Origin of the sequence: Mycobacterium interjectum (genome assembly GCF_900078675.2) — a bacterium.
Lineage (GTDB): Bacteria > Actinomycetota > Actinomycetes > Mycobacteriales > Mycobacteriaceae > Mycobacterium > Mycobacterium interjectum.
On the sequence record NZ_LT546237.1, the window covers coordinates 2,434,820 to 2,452,711 of the forward strand.

Annotated in this window: 16 protein-coding genes, 1 tRNA gene and 1 pseudogene; 5 read left to right on the top strand and 13 right to left on the bottom strand. The window is 68.9% G+C overall.

The genetic code is table 11. The features are described 5' to 3' along the window. Position 1: 1 nt before the first annotated feature. The 8 genes and pseudogenes from BN4348_RS46010 to BN4348_RS46045 all read right to left on the bottom strand — a co-directional run. Positions 2-526, bottom strand: a pseudogene (locus BN4348_RS46010) (HpcH/HpaI aldolase/citrate lyase family protein); the annotation flags it as partial. Continuing rightward, a complete protein-coding gene (locus BN4348_RS46015; RefSeq protein WP_096866162.1) occupies positions 526-1,044 on the bottom strand; it encodes a MaoC family dehydratase in 519 nt (172 codons plus the stop codon). The gene BN4348_RS46015 and the pseudogene BN4348_RS46010, both read right to left, overlap by 1 nt. Beyond that, positions 1,026-2,192: an acyl-CoA dehydrogenase family protein gene (locus BN4348_RS46020; protein WP_066914303.1), complete on the bottom strand. Its 1,167-nt coding sequence runs from the start codon at positions 2,190-2,192 to the stop codon at positions 1,026-1,028. The genes BN4348_RS46015 and BN4348_RS46020 overlap by 19 nt, the downstream gene beginning before the upstream one ends. Continuing rightward, positions 2,189-4,171, bottom strand: coding sequence for an acetyl/propionyl/methylcrotonyl-CoA carboxylase subunit alpha (locus BN4348_RS46025; RefSeq protein ID WP_066914305.1), 1,983 nt, complete (start codon positions 4,169-4,171; stop codon positions 2,189-2,191). Before BN4348_RS46025 ends, BN4348_RS46020 begins: the two co-directional genes overlap by 4 nt. 4 nt (positions 4,172-4,175) lie before the next feature. Further along, positions 4,176-5,762 carry a carboxyl transferase domain-containing protein gene (locus tag BN4348_RS46030; RefSeq protein ID WP_066914308.1) on the bottom strand — a complete coding sequence of 529 codons (1,587 nt, stop codon included), beginning with the start codon at positions 5,760-5,762 and terminating at the stop codon, positions 4,176-4,178. Beyond that, positions 5,759-6,403, bottom strand: a complete 645-nt coding sequence (locus BN4348_RS46035; protein ID WP_066914310.1) for a 3-oxoacid CoA-transferase subunit B — start codon at positions 6,401-6,403, stop codon at positions 5,759-5,761. Before BN4348_RS46035 ends, BN4348_RS46030 begins: the two co-directional genes overlap by 4 nt. Beyond that, complete coding sequence (locus BN4348_RS46040; protein WP_066914312.1) at positions 6,400-7,146, bottom strand: CoA transferase subunit A; 747 nt, start codon at positions 7,144-7,146, stop codon at positions 6,400-6,402. The genes BN4348_RS46035 and BN4348_RS46040 overlap by 4 nt, the downstream gene beginning before the upstream one ends. Before the next feature lie 91 nt (positions 7,147-7,237). Continuing rightward, positions 7,238-8,881, bottom strand: a complete 1,644-nt coding sequence (locus BN4348_RS46045) for an AMP-binding protein (RefSeq protein WP_084454265.1) — start codon at positions 8,879-8,881, stop codon at positions 7,238-7,240. Between the two features lie 70 nt (positions 8,882-8,951). Between BN4348_RS46045 and BN4348_RS46050 the strand changes: the two genes are divergently transcribed. Together BN4348_RS46050 and BN4348_RS46055 are read left to right on the top strand one after the other, a co-directional pair. After that, positions 8,952-9,593: an SACE_7040 family transcriptional regulator gene (locus tag BN4348_RS46050; protein ID WP_066914315.1), complete on the top strand. Its 642-nt coding sequence runs from the start codon at positions 8,952-8,954 to the stop codon at positions 9,591-9,593. Positions 9,594-9,663: 70 nt separating this feature from the next. Beyond that, positions 9,664-10,461, top strand: coding sequence for an MmpS family transport accessory protein (locus BN4348_RS46055; protein ID WP_066914318.1), 798 nt, complete (start codon positions 9,664-9,666; stop codon positions 10,459-10,461). 109 nt (positions 10,462-10,570) lie between these two features. Here BN4348_RS46055 and BN4348_RS46060 read toward each other — a convergent pair whose 3' ends face one another. Next, on the bottom strand, positions 10,571-11,887 hold the full coding sequence (locus BN4348_RS46060) for an MFS transporter (protein WP_066914320.1): 1,317 nt from the start codon (positions 11,885-11,887) through the stop codon (positions 10,571-10,573). 43 nt (positions 11,888-11,930) lie between these two features. On the opposite strand from BN4348_RS46060, the gene cmrA reads away from it, so the two are divergent. Next, a complete protein-coding gene (gene cmrA, locus BN4348_RS46065; protein WP_066914327.1) occupies positions 11,931-12,737 on the top strand; it encodes a mycolate reductase in 807 nt (268 codons plus the stop codon). A 3-nt stretch (positions 12,738-12,740) separates the two neighbouring features. On the opposite strand, the gene BN4348_RS46070 is transcribed toward cmrA, so the two are convergent. Next, entirely contained in the window at positions 12,741-14,297 is a 1,557-nt protein-coding gene (locus BN4348_RS46070; protein WP_066914329.1) for a helicase HerA-like domain-containing protein, read from the bottom strand. Positions 14,298-14,398: 101 nt separating this feature from the next. Between BN4348_RS46070 and orn the strand changes: the two genes are divergently transcribed. After that, on the top strand, positions 14,399-15,046 hold the full coding sequence (gene orn, locus BN4348_RS46075) for an oligoribonuclease (RefSeq protein ID WP_066914331.1): 648 nt from the start codon (positions 14,399-14,401) through the stop codon (positions 15,044-15,046). 53 nt (positions 15,047-15,099) lie between these two features. After that, positions 15,100-15,175, top strand: a tRNA-His gene (locus BN4348_RS46080). Here the strand turns inward: BN4348_RS46080 and BN4348_RS46085 are convergent. The 3 genes from BN4348_RS46085 to BN4348_RS46095 all read right to left on the bottom strand — a co-directional run bounded on the left by BN4348_RS46085 (position 15,164) and on the right by BN4348_RS46095 (position 17,775). After that, positions 15,164-15,490, bottom strand: coding sequence for a hypothetical protein (locus BN4348_RS46085; protein WP_066914333.1), 327 nt, complete (start codon positions 15,488-15,490; stop codon positions 15,164-15,166). The genes BN4348_RS46080 and BN4348_RS46085 overlap by 12 nt on opposite strands. Positions 15,491-15,552: 62 nt before the next feature. Continuing rightward, entirely contained in the window at positions 15,553-16,752 is a 1,200-nt protein-coding gene (locus BN4348_RS46090) for a L,D-transpeptidase (protein WP_084454261.1), read from the bottom strand. A gap of 120 nt (positions 16,753-16,872) precedes the next feature. Then, entirely contained in the window at positions 16,873-17,775 is a 903-nt protein-coding gene (locus tag BN4348_RS46095) for a DMT family transporter (protein ID WP_066914338.1), read from the bottom strand. Between the last annotated feature and the right edge of the window lie 117 nt (positions 17,776-17,892).

Here is a 17,892-nt window from a genome sequence, read left to right on the forward strand (position 1 = left end):
NGCGGTCGAACGCCGCCGCCGCGAGCAGCGTCGCCGATCGGACGTGGCGGGCGACGTCGCGGTAGGTGCCGTCGGCCAGCCGGCTGGAGCTGCCGCCGAGCGTGGCGACCAGGTCCTCGGCGCCCCACATCAGGGCGGCGGTGCCCTCGGCCGCGGCGATTTCGGCGACGAACACCGCGCCGCGCGGGGTCTCGATCAGCGCGACGACGTCGCGGGGGGCCAGCGCGCTCACCTGCGCGGCCGATTCGGTCTTGGAGAGCATCACCGTCGTATACGTTGTGTCGGCCAGGGCCTCCAGGTCGCGGGCGTGCTCGTCGGTGTCCGCCGCGTTGATCCGCACCACGGTGCGCTCGGGATCAAGCGGCGTCTCCCGCAGCGCCTTGCGGGCGGCGGGCTTGTCCGCCTCGGCCACGCCGTCCTCGAGGTCGAGGATCACCACGTCGGCGGCCGCGGCGGCCTTGGCGAAACGCTCGGGGCGGTCGGCCGGGCAGAACAGCCAGCCAGGCCCGGCGGCGCGCAGGTCCATCACGACTCCTCTGGGCTTGTTTGCGAGGCGGGCCGCTTCTGCACCAGCGTGGTCCGCACCGCGCGCGCCACCACGTCGCCGTGCTGGTTGCGGCCGGTGTGCTCGAGGGTGACGATGCCTTCGCCCGGCCGGCTCTTCGACTCGCGCTTGTCCGTGCACACGGTCTCGGCGTACAGGGTGTCGCCGTGGAAGACGGGCTTGGGGAACGACACCTCGGAAAAGCCGAGGTTGGCGACGATGGTGCCGAGCGTCAGCTGCGCCACCGACAATCCCACCAGCGTGGAGAGGGTGAACATCGAGTTCACCAGCCGCTCGCCCCGAAATCCCGGCTGCTGCGCGGCCCACGCCGCGTCGAGGTGCAGCGACTGGGTGTTCATCGTCAGCGTGGTGAACAACACGTTGTCGGCCTCGGTGACCGTGCGGCCGGGCCGGTGCAGATAGGTCGTGCCGACCTCGAACTCCTCAAACCACAAGCCGCGCTGGATAACCGCCTTGCCGGTCACGAGAGTCCCAGCGATCGCGCGATGAGCATCAGTTGCACCTCGGTGGTCCCTTCCCCGATCTCCAGGATCTTGCTGTCGCGGTAGTGGCGCGCCACCGGATACTCGTTCATGAAGCCGTAGCCGCCGTGGATCTGGGTGGCGTCGCGGGCGTTGTCCATCGCGGCCTCGGAGGACACCATCTTGGCGATCGCCGCCTCCTTCTTGAAGGGCTTGCCCGCCAACATCTTCGCGGCGGCCTCGTAGTACGCGGTGCGGGCCACGTGCGCGCGTGCCTCCATCCGGGCGATCTTGAAGCTGATCGCCTGGTAGGAGCCGATCGGCTGGCCGAACGACTGACGTTCCTTGGCGTACTTGACGCTTTCGTCGACGCAGCCCTGCGCGACCCCCGTCGCCAGCGCGGCGATCGCGATGCGGCCCTCGTCGAGGATGGACAGGAAGTTCGCGTAGCCGGTCCCGCGGGCGCCCAGCAGGTTCTCCTCGGGGACGCGGGCGTCGGCGAAGGTCAGCGGGTGGGTGTCCGACGCGTTCCAGCCGACCTTGTTGTAGACCGGTTCGACGGTGAAACCCGGTGTGCCACTGGGCACGATGATCGTCGAGATCTCCTTCTTGTCGCCCGCGAGGCTTCCGGTGACCGCGGTGACCGTGACCAGTGAGGTGATGTCGGTGCCGGAATTAGTGATGAATTGCTTGGTGCCGTTGATCACCCATTCGCCGTCGTCGAGGCGCGCGGTGGTGCGGGTGGCGCCCGCGTCCGAACCGGCCCCCGGTTCGGTGAGCCCGAATGCGGCGAGCGCCCGGCCGGCGGTGAGGTCCGGCAGCCATTTCTGCTTCTGCTCCTCGGTGCCGAACCGGTAGATCGGCATCGCGCCCAGGCCGACGCCGGCCTCCAGCGTGATCGCCACCGACTGGTCGACCTTGCCGAGCTCCTCGAGCGCGAGCGCCAGCGCGAAGTAGTCGCCGCCCATGCCGCCGTACTCCTCGGGGAAGGGCAGCCCGAACAGGCCCATCTCGGCCATCTTGGCGACGACCTCGTACGGGAAGCTGTGCTCCTCATCGTGTTTGGCCGACACCGGCGCGACGACGGTGCGCGCGAAGTCGGCCACCGTGTCGCGAAGGTCCTCGTATTCCTTGGGCAGCGTCCCCGCGGTGATGGATGTCGTCATGTCTCGTCCTTGCTTTCTTCACTCAGCCGGGCCAGCACCTGGTCCACCGTCACCTGGTCGCCGACGGAGACCAGCACCTCCACCCGCCCCGAAACCGGTGCGGCCAGCGAATGTTCCATTTTCATCGCCTCGACGACCACCACCACGTCGCCTTCGGAGACCTCGGCGCCGGATTCGGCCTGGACGGCGATCACGTTGCCGGGCATCGGGCTGACGATCTCGGCCTGGCGCGCCCCCGTCCCCCGGTGGATCTTGTGTTCCTCGGCCTCGCGCAGGTGCCAGGTTCCCCGCTCGTCGGCGATCCACAGGTGCCGGTCGGCCTCGGCCCACCAGTATTCGCGGCGCAGGCCGTCCAGCGTCACGCTCATCCGCGCGCCGTCGAGTTCCGCGCTGACGGAGCCGATCTCACCGCCTCCGACCTGCACCCTGGCCGCGTCGGGCGGCCCCCACACCGACACCGTTTCGCTGCGCAGCGGAGTCTGCATGTCGGTGCGCACCGGGGCGGCGCGACCGCCGACCCGCCATCCGCTCGGCGCCGCCCACGGGTCGCCGAGAGCGCGCCCCGCCAGGGCCCCCTGGCGGTAGAGGCCGCCGGCGGCGAGCACGTCGTCGGGTGCCGGCATCGGCGCGAAATCCGCCAGCCGCTCGTCCAGCAGCGCGGTGTCCAGGTCGCCGGCGCGCACGCGCTCGTCGGCGAGCAGGAACCGCAGGAATTCGACGTTGGTTTGCACGCCCAGGATCACCGTTTGCGCCAGCGCCCGATCGAGTTTCGCAAGAGCGTCGTCGCGATCGTCCCCGTGGGCGATCACCTTGCTCAGCATCGGATCGTAGTCGCTGCCGACCAGCGTGCCGGCCAGCAGCGACGAGTCCACCCGCACACCGGCGCCGGACGGTTCGAACACTTGCAGCACCCGCCCGCCGGTGGGCAGGAACCCGCGTGCCGGGTCTTCGGCGTAGACGCGGGCCTCGATCGCATGCCCGCGCAATTCGACGTCGTCCTGGGCGAATCCGAGCTTTTCACCGGCCGCGACCCGCAGCTGCCACTCCACCAGGTCCAGGCCGGTGACCGCTTCGGTGACCGGATGTTCCACCTGCAGGCGGGTGTTCATCTCCATGAAGAAGAACTCGTCGGGACGATCCGCGGAGACGATGAACTCCACCGTGCCGGCGCCGACATAGTCGACGCTGCGGGCGGTGTTGCAGGCGGCGGCGCCGATCCTTGCGCGCGTCTCGGCGTCGAGCAGCGGCGAGGGCGCCTCCTCGATGACCTTCTGGTGGCGGCGCTGCAGGCTGCACTCGCGCTCGCCCAGGTGGACCACGTTGCCGTGGGCGTCGGCGAGCACCTGCACCTCGATGTGCCTGGGCCGCAACACAAACCGCTCCAGGAACAGCGTGTCGTCGCCGAACGAGGAGCCGGCCTCGCGGCGGGCGCTGACCAGCGCCTCGCGCAGCCGCGCCGGGTCGTCCACCAGCCGCATGCCCTTGCCGCCGCCGCCGGCCGACGGCTTGATCAACACCGGGTAGCCGATCTCGTCGGCCGCCGCGACGAGGTCGTCGTCGGTCAGCCCGGGCTTGGCCGCGCCCGGCACCACCGGGACGTCGAAGGCGGCGACGGCGTTCTTGGCGGTAATTTTGTCGCCCATCACCTCGATCGCCCGCGCCGGCGGTCCCAGGAACACCACGCCGGCGCGTTCGCAGGCCGCGGCGAAATGCGCGTTCTCCGAGAGGAATCCGTAGCCCGGGTGAATCGCCTGGGATCCGGTGCGTGTCGCAGCATCGATGACCTTGTCGATGTCGAGGTAGCTCTCGCGCGCCGCAGCGGGGCCCAGGCGCACGGCCGTGTCGGCCTCGAGCACGTGGCGCGCGGTGGCGTCGGGGTCGCTGTAGACGGCGACCGATCGGATGCCCAGGCGGCGCAGGGTGCGGATCACCCGCACGGCGATCTCGCCGCGGTTGGCCACTAATACGGTGTCGAACATCGCCTCACATCCGAAATACGCCGTAGGAGACCGGTTCCAGCGGCGCGTGGGCGCACGCCGAAAGGGCCAGGCCCAGAATCGTTCTGGTGTCGGCCGGGTCGATGATGCCGTCGTCCCACAGCCGCGCCGTGGAGTAGTACGGATTGCCCTGGTCCTCATACTGCTGGCGGATGGGCGCCTTGAACGCCTCCTCTTCGTCGGCTGACCACGGCTTGCCGGCCGCGGTCAGCTGCTCGCCGCGCACGGTCGCCAGCACCGACGCGGCCTGTTCGCCGCCCATCACCGAGATCCGGGCGTTGGGCCACATCCACAGGAAGCGCGGGGAATACGCCCGCCCGCACATCGAATAGTTGCCCGCGCCATAGGATCCGCCGATCACGACGGTCAGCTTGGGCACCCGCGCGCAGGCCACCGCCGTGACCATCTTGGCGCCATGCTTGGCGATGCCGCCCGCCTCGTAGTCGCGGCCGACCATGAACCCGGCGATGTTCTGCAAGAACAGCAGCGGGATCCTGCGCTTGTCACACAGCTCGATGAAATGCGCGCCCTTCAAAGCCGATTCGCTGAACAGCACGCCGTTGTTGGCCACGATGCCGACGGGATGACCGTGGATGCGGGCGAAGGCGGTCACCAGCGTCTTGCCGTAGTTGGCCTTGAATTCGCGGAATTCGCTGCCGTCGACCAGCCGCACGACGACCTCGTGCACGTCGTAGGGGACGCGCGGATCCGGCGGCACGACGTCGTAGAGCTCGGACTGCGCGTGCTTGGGCTCGATCGAGGGCTGCACCTCCCATTGGGAGGGATCACGGGGACCGAAGGTGGCCGTGATCGAGCGGACGATGCGCAGCGCGTCCTCGTCGTCGTCGGCGAGGTGGTCGGTGACGCCGGAAACCCGCGAATGCAGGTCGCCGCCGCCGAGATCCTCGGCCGAGACGATCTCGCCGGTGGCGGCTTTGACCAGCGGCGGGCCGCCCAGAAAGATGGTGCCCTGCTCGCGGACGATGACGGCCTCGTCGCTCATCGCCGGCACATAGGCGCCCCCGGCCGTGCACGAGCCGAGAACCGCGGCCACCTGCGGGATTTCCCTGGCGCTCATGGTCGCCTGGTTGTAGAAGATCCGCCCGAAATGCTCGCGGTCGGGGAAGACCTCGTCCTGGCGCGGCAAAAAGGCGCCCCCGGAGTCCACCAGGTAGATGCACGGCAGCCGGTTCTGCAGCGCCACCTCCTGGGCGCGCAGGTGCTTCTTGACCGTCATCGGGTAGTAGGTGCCGCCCTTGACGGTCGCGTCGTTGGCGACGATCACGCACTCGCGCCCCGACACGCGGCCGATTCCGGTGATGATCCCGGCCCCCGGCGACTCGTCCTCGTACATGCCGCCCGCGGCCAGCGGGGACAGCTCCAAGAACGGGCTGCCCGGGTCGAGCAGTCGATCCACCCGCTCGCGGGGCAGCAGCTTGCCGCGGCTGACGTGGCGTTCCCGCGCGCGCTCGTTGCCGCCCAACGCCGCGGCGGCCAGCTTGGCGTTCAACTCGGCGACCAGTCGCCGGTGCTCATCGGCGAACGACGGCGCGGTCCTGATGGCGGTGCTCATGTGTGCCTCCCGGTCAGCGCAAGGGGCGGTTCGGTTTTGGCCAGCACCTCGTCGACGGAGACATCCGGGGCCGTCTCGACGAGGTGCAGGCCGTCGTGACACACGTCGATGACGGCGAGGTCGGTGATGATGCGGTTGACACAGCCCACGCCGGTCAGCGGAAGGGTGCACCGCGCAACCACTTTCGGCGTGCCGTCGCGCGCGGTGTGCTCCATCATCACGATCACCTTACGGGCGCCGTGCACCAGGTCCATCGCTCCGCCCATGCCCTTGACCATCTTCCCCGGGATCATCCAGTTGGCGAGGTCGCCGGTGGCCGAAACCTGCATGGCCCCAAGGACCGCGACGTCGAGGTGCCCGCCGCGAATGATCCCGAACGAGGCCGAGGAGCCGAAGAACGCCGCGCCCGGCATCGTCGTGACCGTCTCCTTGCCAGCGTTGATCAGGTCCGCGTCGACGTCCTCGGACCGCGGATACGGCCCGACACCGAGTATCCCGTTCTCCGAGTGGACGACAACGGTGACGTCGTCGGGGATGTGGTTGGGGATCAGGGTGGGCATGCCGATGCCGAGGTTGACGTATTGGCCGTCCTCGAATTCGGCGGCCACCCGGGCGGCCAGGCCATCCCTCGTCCAGCTCACGGGCGCACCGTGACCTTCTCGATCGGCTTGGCGGGATCGGGCACGTGGACGACCCGGTGCACGAAAACGCCCGGGGTGTGCACCGCGGCCGGGTCGATCTCGCCGGGCTCGACGAGGTGCTCGACCTCGGCGATGGTGATCCTGCCGGCGGTCGCGCAATCGGGATTGAAGTTGGCGGCGGCCGCCCGGTAGACGAGGTTGCCGTGCCGGTCGCCCTTCCAGGCATGCACCAGCGCGAAATCGGTGCGGATCGCGCGCTCGAGAACGTAGGTCACGCCGTCGAACTCGCGGGTCTCCTTCGGGGGCGACATCACCGCCACCGCACCGGAGGCGTCGTAGCGCCACGGCAGCCCGCCGTCGGCGACCGGGGTGCCGACCCCCGCGGGCGTGTAGAACGCCGGGATCCCCGCTCCACCGGCGCGCAGCCGCTCCGCCAACGTGCCCTGCGGGGTGAGCTCCACCTCGAGTTCACCGGCGAGGAACTGACGGGCGAACTCCTTGTTGTCACCGACGTACGACGCGATGGCGCGGCGAATTCGCTTGTGGTGCAACAGCGCTTCCAGCCCGACCCCGTAGCCGCCGCAGTTGTTGGACACCGTCTCGAGGTCGCGGGCGCCGCTGTCGACCAGCGCCGCGATCAGCGCCTCGGGGATGCCGCAGAACCCGAATCCCCCGACCGCCAAAGACGACCCGTCGGCTATGTCGGCGACCGCTTCGGCGGCTGTCGCCACCACCTTGTCCATCGCCGCAGCAGCCTCCAATTTCAGTTAATCTTGATTAACTGGGCCGAGAATACCATCGCCCACACCGCCGAGTCCAGGGCGCCGGCGGCGCTCAGTCCTGGTCATGCAGGTACTGGAGTGCTTGCTCGCGCATCTCGGTCTTGCGGACCTTGCCGGTGACCGTCATCGGGAATTCGTCGACGATCCGCAGGTAGCGCGGAATCTTGAAGTGCGCGATCCGACCGGCGCAGAACTCCCGCAGGCCCTCGAGGGTCAGCGCCGGCGACGCGCCGCGCAGCATGACCACCGCCATGACCTCCTCGCCGTAGCGCGCGTCGGGCACCCCGATCACCTGGACGTCGACGATATCGGGGTGGGTGTGCAGAAACTCCTCGATCTCGCGCGGGGAGATGTTCTCGCCACCGCGGACGATCAGATCCTTGATCCGGCCGGTGATCTGGACGTAGCCGCACTGGTCCATGACGGCCAGATCGCCGGTGTGCATCCAGCCGTCGGCGTCGATGACCTCGGCCGTCCGCTCGGGGTCGTTCCAATAGCCCGCCATCACCGAGTAGCCCCGCGTGCAGAACTCTCCGGCCACCCCGCGCGGCACGGTCCTGGCGCCGGCCGGGTCCACCACCTTGACCTCCAGATGCGGACCCGCCCTGCCGACGGTGCCGACGCGCCGCTCCACCGGGTCGTCGCTGCGCGTCTGGGTGGACACCGGGCTGGTTTCCGTCATGCCGTAACAGATCGAGACGCCCGGCATGTGCATGCGCTCGATCACCTTGCGCATCACCTCGACCGGGCAGGGCGAGCCGGCCATGATGCCGGTGCGCAGGCTGCCCAGGTCGTAGTCGTCGAATTCGGGCAGGGCGAGCTCGGCGATGAACATCGTCGGGACGCCGTAGAGGCTGGTGCACCGTTCGGCCTGCACCGCGCGCAGGGTGGCGGCGGCGTCGAAGCCGGGCGACGGGATCACGATGCAGGCGCCGTGGCTGGTGGCCGCCAGGTTGCCCATCACCATGCCGAAGCAGTGATAAAACGGCACCGGGATGCAGATCCGGTCGCGCGCGGTGTACTCGAGCAGCTCGCCCACCAGGTAGCCGTTGTTGAGGATGTTGCGATGGCTCAGCGTCGCGGCCTTTGGGTAACCCGTTGTGCCCGAGGTGTATTGGATGTTGACCGGATCGCGGCGATCCAGGGTCGCCGCGATCTGCGCCAGCGCCGCGGGGTCGGTCTCGGCGCGGGCCAGCTCCTCCCAGCGTTCGCCGCCCAGTACCACCACGTCGCTCAACGCGGGGCAGCGCGGCGCCACCTCGTCCAGCAGGGCGGCGTAGTCCGTGTCCTTGAACTGCCGGGCCGCGATCACCATCGCGACACCGGATTGCGTCAGCGCATATTCCAATTCCCGCGCCCGGTAGGCGGGGTTGAGGTTCACCAGGATGGCGCCGATCTCCGCGGTCGCGTACTGGACGAGCACCCACTCCCACCGGTTGGGCGCCCAGATGCCGACCCGATCCCCCACCCCGATCCCGGCTCGCACCAACCCCGTCGCCAGCCGCCGCACGGCGACCAGCAGTTCCGCGTAATTCCAGCGCCGCCCCGTGACGACGTCGACGAGAGCGTCGCGCTGCGCGTGCTTCGCGGCCGTGGCCGCCAGGTTGGCCCCGATCGTCGTCTCGAGCAGCGGAGGCTCGCTCGGACCTCGCTCGTACGAAAGGTTTGCCACGGCGCCTCCGGCTGGTTCGCTTATCAACCTAAACCACGAACGACCCGTGCTAAGTTAGTGGCGATTAACCGAACGGGGGAGTCGGAGGGCGGCCATGACCACGTCCGCGTCGGAGCCCGATCCGCCAAATCGCCGCAGCCGGTTGAAATCCGACCGGCGCCTGCAACTCCTGTCGGCCGCCGAGCGCCTGTTCGCCGAGCGCGGTTTCCTCGCGGTGCGCCTGGAAGACATCGGCGCCGCCGCGGGTGTGAGCGGTCCGGCGATCTATCGCCACTTCCCCAACAAGGAGTCGATGCTGGTCGAGTTGCTCGTCGGTATCAGCACCCGGCTGCTCGCCGGCGCCCGGAATGCGCGGGCCCGCAACGCCGACGCGACCGCCGCTCTGGACGAGCTGATCGACTTCCACCTCGACTTCGCGCTGGGCGAACCCGACCTGATCCGCATCCAGGACCGCGACCTTGCGCACCTGCCCGAGTCCGCCGCGAAGCAGGTGCGCAAGGCGCAGCGCCAATACGTCGAGGTCTGGGTGGGCGTGCTGCGCGAGCTCAATCCCAAGCTGGCCGAAGCCGACGCCCGGCTGACGGCCCACGCGATATTCGGGCTGCTCAACTCGACGCCGCACAGCATGAAGTCCCCCGACGATTCGCGCGCCAAGTCCGCCGGTGCCGAGCGATCGCGTGCCGTCATGCGGGCGATGACGGTTGCCGCGCTGACGGCCGGCAATCAGTGCCCCTGAGTCGCGCCCCTTAAGGTGAGTCCCCGCTCGGGCGCCCGGCTTAGGTACCCTTGCAACCCATGAGGTGGACATGAGCGATCCACGTCGAACCGAGCGGTTTAGTCCCCCTCTACCGGGATCGGGACCGGCCGGGCCGCAGGGTTTGCCGTATCCGCCGCCCGCCGACCCGGCATACGCCGACCAGGCCGGACCTTATGCGCCGACCTACGGCGGATACGGCCCGCAGTGGGCGTCCAACCTCAACGACACCAAACAGCTGCCGCCGTACTGGCAGCAGCAGCTGCCGCCGTCGGGCGAAGCGCCGCCCGAGGGCCCCACTCCGCCGCCCCCCGGCGGGCCGAAGTCACCGCGCTGGCTGTGGTTGGGCGCCGGGGCCGCGGTGCTCCTGGTCGTCGCGCTGGTGATCGCGCTGATCCTGGCGAACGACGCGATCAAGAACCAGACCGCCGTGCCGCCGCTGCCCGCCATGCCCGGGTCAAGCGAGGAGCAGACCCCGACGCCGACTCCGTCGACGCGGACGTCCCCACCGTCGCGCACCTCCCGGCCGTTGCCGCCGCCGACCGCTTCGGGGCCGCCCACCGAGACGACCGGCCCGGGTGTGATGCAGGACGTGGTCTACAGAGTCACCGGCGAAGGCCGCGCCATCAGCGTCGTCTACATCGGCACCGGCGACGTCGTGCAGACCGAGTTCAACGTCGTGCTGCCCTGGACCAAAGAGGTCAGCCTGTCGAAGTCGGCGCTGCACCCGGCCAACGTCACGGTCGTCAACTTCGGCCACAACGTCTCCTGCTCGGTGACCGTCGACGGGGTTCAGCTGAGCCAGCGCTCCGGGGAGGGCCTGACGATCTGCGACGCGCGGGGTTCGTGACGGTCGCGGGAGGGCCGAGTAGCCCGCCGCGCCGAACGTGCACGTACGGCGGAAAACCGGTCGAAATTTCGCCGTGAGAGCACGTTGGGCGACGTGACGTCGCCCGACACTAAGCCTGCGCGGGCTGTTCGGCGCGCGCCGGCACCCGAACCACCAGCATCGCCAGCAGGCCGGCGATCAGCACCAGGCAGATGCCGGCGACGCCGGCGCGCACGGCGCCGAACACGTCGACGAAGACCGAGAACAGCCATGGCGCCACGAACGCGACGGCCCGTCCGGTCATCGTGTAGAGGCCGAACGCGACGCCTTCCCCGCCGTCCTTTGCCAGCTGCAGCAGCAGGGCGCGCGACGACGCGAGCGACGGGCCGACGAACACGGCCAACAACAGCCCGCATGCCCAGAAGGCGTGCGCACCGGACACCGCCATCAACGTGACCGACACGGCGACGAGCGCGACCAGCGATCCCACGATGACCGGTTTGGATCCGATCCGGTGGTCGACGAACCCGCCGATGACCGCGCCCATCGCGGCCACCACGCTCGCCACCACGCCGAACACCACCACGTCGCCCTGGGACAGGCCGTACACGTTGACGCCGAGCACGGCGCCGAAGCCGAAGATGGCTGCCAGCCCGTCGCGGAACAGCGCGCTGGCCCCCAGGAAGTAGACCAGGTTGCGGTTGCGGCGCCATTCCGCGCTCACCTCTACCCACAGCTTGCGATAGCCGCCCAGCATGCTCACCGGAGGCGATGCCTCCCCGGAGTGGGGCAGCCGGTGCGCGACGAACAGCAATGGCAGCGCCAGCACCGCAAACCACGCCGCGGTCAGCAGCATCGCCGCCCGGACGTAGAGCCCGTCGTGGACCGGCACGCGCAGCAACCCGCGCACCGGGCCGCTGCCGGAGATGAAACCGAAATAGACCAGTAGCAGCAGGACCACGCTGCCGGTAAAACCTGAGGCCGCACCCAGGCCGGAGATGCGCCCCGCCGTCTGCGGCGTCGAGACCTGACGCAGCATCGCGTTGTAGGGAACACCGGCGAGATCACCACACGCGGCCGTGACCGACAGCAGCACCAGGCCCGCCCACAGATAGCTGGGATCGTCGCGGATCAGGAACATCGCGCTGGTCGACGCGACCGCGAGAGCGCTCAAGACCGTCAACACCACCCGCCGACGGTGCGGGGCCTCCACCCACACCCCCACGACCGGCGCCAACACCGCGATGGTCAACCCCGCGACCGCGAGCGAGCGACCGAGCCAACTCGCGGGTGACGTACCACCGGACACGCCCGCCCCCACGGTGCCGGTCAGGTAGACGGAGAAGACGAAGGTCGCCACGATGGCGTTCATGCCGAGCGAGCCGCAGTCCCACAGCGCCCACGCCGCCACCTGCGATGGCACGGGTGTGGCCGGGCGCTGACTCATGCCCGGCACTCTATTGGGTGCGAGGCTGTCTACGATTGGCCGCATGCCGGTACCAGCTCCCAGTCCCGACGCGCGCGCCGTCGTCACCGGGGCTTCGCAAAACATCGGCGAGGCGCTGGCCACCGAACTGGCCGCGCGCGGGCACAGCCTGATCGTCACCGCGCGGCGCGAAGAGCTGCTCAACGACCTGGCCGCGCGGCTGACCGACAAGTACGGGGTGGCCGTCGATGTGCGGCCCGCCGATTTGGCCGATCCGGCCGAACGGGCGAAACTGTGCGACGAATTGGCCGCCCGACCCATCTCGATCCTGTGCGCCAACGCCGGTACCGCGACGTTCGGTCCGGTCACGGGCCTCGACCCGGGCGCCGAAAAGGCTCAGGTGCAGCTGAATGCCGTTGCGGTGCACGACCTTACGCTGGCGGTGCTGCCGGGCATGGTCGAGCGCAAGGCCGGCGGCATCCTGATTTCCGGTTCGGCGGCGGGCAATTCGCCGATCCCCTACAACGCCACCTATGCGGCCACCAAGGCGTTCGCCAACACCTTCAGCGAATCGTTGCGCGGCGAGCTGCGCGGCTCGGGCGTGCACGTCACGCTGCTGGCGCCGGGCCCGGTGCGCACCGATCTGCCCGATGACGCCGAGCGGTCCCTGGTCGAAAAGCTGGTCCCGGACTTCCTGTGGATCTCGACCGAGCACACCGCCCGCATATCGCTGGATGCGTTGGAGCGCAACAAGATGCGTGTCGTCCCGGGCCTGACGTCCAAGGCGATGTCGGTGGCCAGCGGGTACGCCCCGCGCGCCATCGTCGCGCCGATCGTGGGCAGCTTCTACAAGAAGCTCGGCGGCGGGTAGGCGTTACTTCCGGCGACCACGGCCGCCACCGCCGAACTTGGCCTTGATAATTTCGCGTATCCCCATGTTGACGGCGCTTTGCACCTCGCGATCGTGCCACAACCTTTCTAACAAGCTTGGCCCCTTCGGCTCCGCCGGCTCGGCCGGCGCCGGCATCGGCGGGGGCACCGAGTCCGCCGGCACCGGCGGATAGCCGGACTGGGCCTGCGGAACTTGCGGGACGGCCTGGGGCTGTGCCGGTTGCTGGACCGTCTTGCCGTACTTCGCTTGCAGCGGACTGGCTTTGGCCGCGGCGGAGATCGCGTCGGTGCCGATCGACGCCATCAGCGAACGGGGCACCCGCATGCGGGTCCACGCGACGGGCGTCGGCGCGCCCTTTTCGGAGAGGACGGTGACGACGGCCTCACCGATCCCCAGCGAGGTCAGCGCCGACTCCAGGTCGTACACATCGGTTTTGGGATAGGTGCGGACGGTCTTGGACAGCGCGGCCTGGTCGTCGGGGGTGAAGGCCCGCAGCGCGTGCTGGATGCGCGCGCCCAGCTGGGACAGCACGTCGTTGGGGATGTCGGTGGGCAGCTGCGTGCAGAAGAACACCCCGACGCCCTTGGAGCGAATCAGCTTGACGGTCTGCTCGACCTGCTCGAGGAAGGCCTTGGACGCATCGGCGAACAACAGGTGTGCTTCGTCGAAAAAGAAGACCAGCTTGGGCCTGTCGACGTCGCCGACCTCGGGCAGTTTGGCGTACAGGTCGGCCAGTAGCCACATCAAAAAGGTGGAGAAAATTACGGGACGCACCGACTGACCGCTGAACTCGAGCAGCGAGATGACGCCGTGCCCGTCGTCGACGCGCAGCAGATCGTTCGGGTCGAGCTTCGGCTCGCCGAAGAACGTGTCGCCGCCCTCGCCGGCAAGGTTCACCAGCGCCCGCAGGATCACGCCCGCCGTCGTCGACGACACCCCGCCCAGGTCTTTCAGATCGGCCTTGCCCTCGTCGCTGGCCAGGTGGCTGATGACGCCGCGCAGATCGCCCAGGGTGACCAGCGGCCGCCCGGCCTGTTGGGCCCAGTGGAAGATCAGCCCCAGCGTCGATTCTTGAGTGGCGTTGAGTCCCAACACCTTCGACAACAGGACGGGGCCGAAGCTGGCCACGGTCGCGCGCACCGGCACGCCCACTCCCCCGGTGCCCAGCGACAAGAACTCCACCGAAAACCCGGTCGGCTCCCAGTTGTCGCCGGTATCTTTCGCGCGCGCGGCGGTCTTGTCGTTGGCCTCGCCGGGGCGGGCCAGGCCGGACAGGTCGCCCTTCACGTCGGCCATCAGGACCGCCACGCCCGCGGCGCTGAGCTGTTCGGCGATCAGTTGCAGCGTCTTGGTCTTGCCGGTTCCCGTGGCCCCGGCCACCAGGCCGTGCCGGTTGATGGTCGCCAGCGGGATGCGGATCTGGGCGGTCGGGTCCGCGACGCCCTCGACGACGACCGTGCCCAATTCCAGCGCCTGACCTGCGACGGCGTAGCCGCTCGCGATTCGCTGTGCGGATGTCGCCGCTGATTCGGTGGTCATCGCGCTCGCCCCTCTTCCCCAGTCGCAACGCTCACACTACTTCCCCAGACCAGGCGGGGGCAGGGCTCGCGCGGGCCCGGCGCACGCATACGCTGAGCGCTGTGCGCGACGAATTGGTGTGGATCGACTGCGAGATGACCGGGCTCGATCTGAGCTCGGACAAGCTGATCGAGATCGCGGTCCTGGTCACCGACGCCGAGCTGAACGTGCTCGGCGACGGGGTGGACGTGGTGATCCACGCCGACGACGCCGCGCTGTCGTCGATGATCGAGGTGGTCACCGAAATGCACTCGCGCTCGGGGCTGATCGACGAGGTCAAGGCCTCCACCGTCGACCTGGCGACCGCCGAGGCGATGGTGCTGGACTACATCACCACGCACGTCAAGCAACCCAAGACCGCCCCGCTGGCGGGCAACTCGATCGCCACGGATCGGTCCTTCATCACCCGCGACATGCCAAAGCTGGACTCCTACCTGCATTACCGGATGATCGACGTCAGCTCGATCAAGGAACTGTGCCGGCGCTGGTATCCGCGGATCTACTACGGCCAGCCAGTCAAGGGCCTCACGCACCGCGCGCTGGCCGACATCGGAGAATCCATCCGCGAACTGCAGTACTACCGGCGGACCGCGTTCGTGCCGCCGCCGGGTCCGTCCACCAGCGAAATCGAGATCGTGGTCGCCGATCTTGCAGGCCCACAGAACGCAACCGGAACAATCGATTCGGACACCGAGCCACCCACCGGCTAGTATCGGTGATCGCCGCTCGTTGGCCCAGCTATGGATGCCGGCTCGCGGCAATGGTGGCTGTAGTTCAGCTGGTAGAGCACCAGGTTGTGATCCTGGATGTCGCGGGTTCGAGCCCCGTCAGCCACCCCACTGGTCCGCGGACCTTTCGGCGCTCCGTCCGGGCGCCAGCGGCCGTTTCAGGGTGCAGACGATGCTCCACTCGAAATAGTGATCCCCGCCTTCGTCATACTCCTTGAACCGGCGGGCGACCTGACTGCGCTGCACCGAGGAGCCCACGATCTCCCAGCCCTGTTCCCCGTAGGCTTTCGACTGACGACTCGCCTCGTCGATCACTGCCGGCAGGGACTCGTTCGTGTAATGGACGAACCGGGTTTCCCACCGCGGCGGATACCAGTTGCCATCGGAGGCCAGCCACCACCCCGGCCCGGGCGAAGGAGTATTCATGGGCCGGCACCCTACGCCACGCACTTCGCGCTCAGATGAATGAAAAGTGACGGGCGTCGTGCCTAGCTGATGTTGGCGTTGCCGGCCTTCCACACGGGCCAGGGGACGTTCCAGTCGCCGAGCCCCTCGGTGCCCGGCAGCGTCGGCCCCACGGTGTGGACGACCTCGACGATGTCGCCGCTCTTGCTGTGGTCGTAATACCACTCGGCGTTGCTGGGGCTCACGTTCAAACAGCCGTGACTGGTATTGGTGTGGCCCTGGGCGCCGACCGACCAGGGCGCGGAATGCACGAACACACCGCTATAGGAAAGCTGCGTGGCCCATTCGACGTCGGTGCGATACCCGTTGGGCGAGTTGACCGGAACCCCATAGGTCGACGAGTCCATGATGATGTGCTTGAACCGCCCGCCCACGATGTAGATCCCGTTGGCGGTCGGGGTGCTGTCCTTGCCCATCGACGTCGGCATGGTCTTGACGACTTCCCCGTTGACCCGCACGGTCACCATCTTGGTGGTGTCGTCGGCGGTGGAGATGACCTCGTCGCCAATGGTGAAGTGCGCCTTGACATTGTCCTCGCCGAACATCCCGTCGCCCAGATCGGCGCCGTAGGTGTTCACGGCCACATCAACGGCGGTGCCGGGCTTCCAGAAATGCTCTGGGCGCCAACGTACTTCGCGGTTGTTCAGCCAGTAGAACGCGCCCTCGACGGGCGGGTTGGTGGTGATGACGATCGCCTTCTGGGCCGCGGCGCGGTTGGCGATGTTCTCGTCGAATCGGATCGCCACCGGCTCACCGATGCCGACCACCTCGCCGTCGCCCGGACTGACGTAGGGCATCGTCAGGTGGGCCGGCGAACTGGTCTGGAAGGTCATCTGGCGGGTGGCCGCGCCGCCCAGCCCCAGCGCCTTCACACTCAGCGTGTAGCGCCTGTTGTAGCCTAGCTGCTCGGTCGTCGACCAGCGCAGCCCGTCGGGGCTGAGCTGACCGCCGATCGAGCGCCCATTCTCGTTGACCATGGTGACCGACCCGAGCACGCCGTCGGCGACGCTCACCGTCACCGGCGCGTCCACGGTGACGCCGACGGCGCCGTCGTTCACCGAGGAGGTGAGCTTGGGGACCAGCAGGTCGGCGAACGGCGTGCCCTTGTCGAAGATGACCTTCGCCGGCGCGGCGGTGTGGCTGCCGCTGCAGGCAACGCCGACGACAGCAAACACGACCATGGCGGCAACCAGCCACGGTCGGCGTCCATGCAAAGGCGTCATCAAGTCAACTTCCACATTCGATCGGCATAGTTTGGTCACCGCTGACCAGAAACAGTGGAAGCATTCTAATGGGTTTTTGGCCGCCCACGATGCGACATCGGCGAGGCGGCCGTCCGGTGTCTACGCCGGTTGGCCCACCGCGGTTCGGCGCCGTGCCTCGACCCCATCACGTGTTGCGGCGGCCTCGACGCGCGCGAGTTTGACGATGGCCGCCGTCGCCGCCAGCCCGGCCGTCGCCAGCGACGTCATCCCGGCGCGACCGGTGTTCAGCGTCTCGCCCAGGACGACGACACCCAGCACCGCCGCCACGACGGGCTGCGACACCTGCAAGGTCGGCATCGACGCGGTCAAGGGCCCCGCCCGAAATGCCGCCTGGCTCCACACCACACCGCCCACCGCGGCCAGCACGCACGCGTAGAGCTCGGGGGTTCGGGCCACCGCCCAGCCACCGTCGCCGGGCCGGGCGACGACCTCCTTGGTCAGCACCGCGAACACCCCCCACAGCGCCCCCGAAACGAACGCGAACAACGCGGCGGCCGCGGCGCCGCCCCGAACTCGGCCGGCGACCACGCACGTCACCAACAGCGGCGCCAGCACGACGGCCACGGCCAGCCAGGTGCCCACCGATGCGCCGGACCGCCCGGCCTGCGGGTTGCCGACAACGACGATCACGATGACCGCGGCGGTCAGCAGTCCGGCCCAGATCCACTCGCCGCCGGTCACGGTGCGGTGCCACACCCTGGCATTGATGGGCAACGCGAACAGCAGCGACAGCATCAGCAGCGCCTGCACCAGCAGCACCGAACCCCGCTGCAGCGCGGCCGCCTGCAACGCGATGCTCGCCATCAGCAGCAGCCCGCCCCACCACCAGCGCCGGTCGCGCAGCAGTCTGGCGAACAATTCGACGTGGCCGACGGACCCGTCGGTGATGCAGTGCGCCGCCCGTTGCTGCAGCACGTCACCGAGGGCGATGCACAGCGCGGACGCCAACGCCAGCAGAGCGGCGAGGTATATGCCGACCATCAACGGGCCCGTAACAGGGGCAATACCGCGACCACGCCACACGGCGCGGCGACGGCAAGCCGAGTGATTTTTCGCAGCATCGCGTATCCCTATACCCGAAAGTCCCGGCTTGAACGC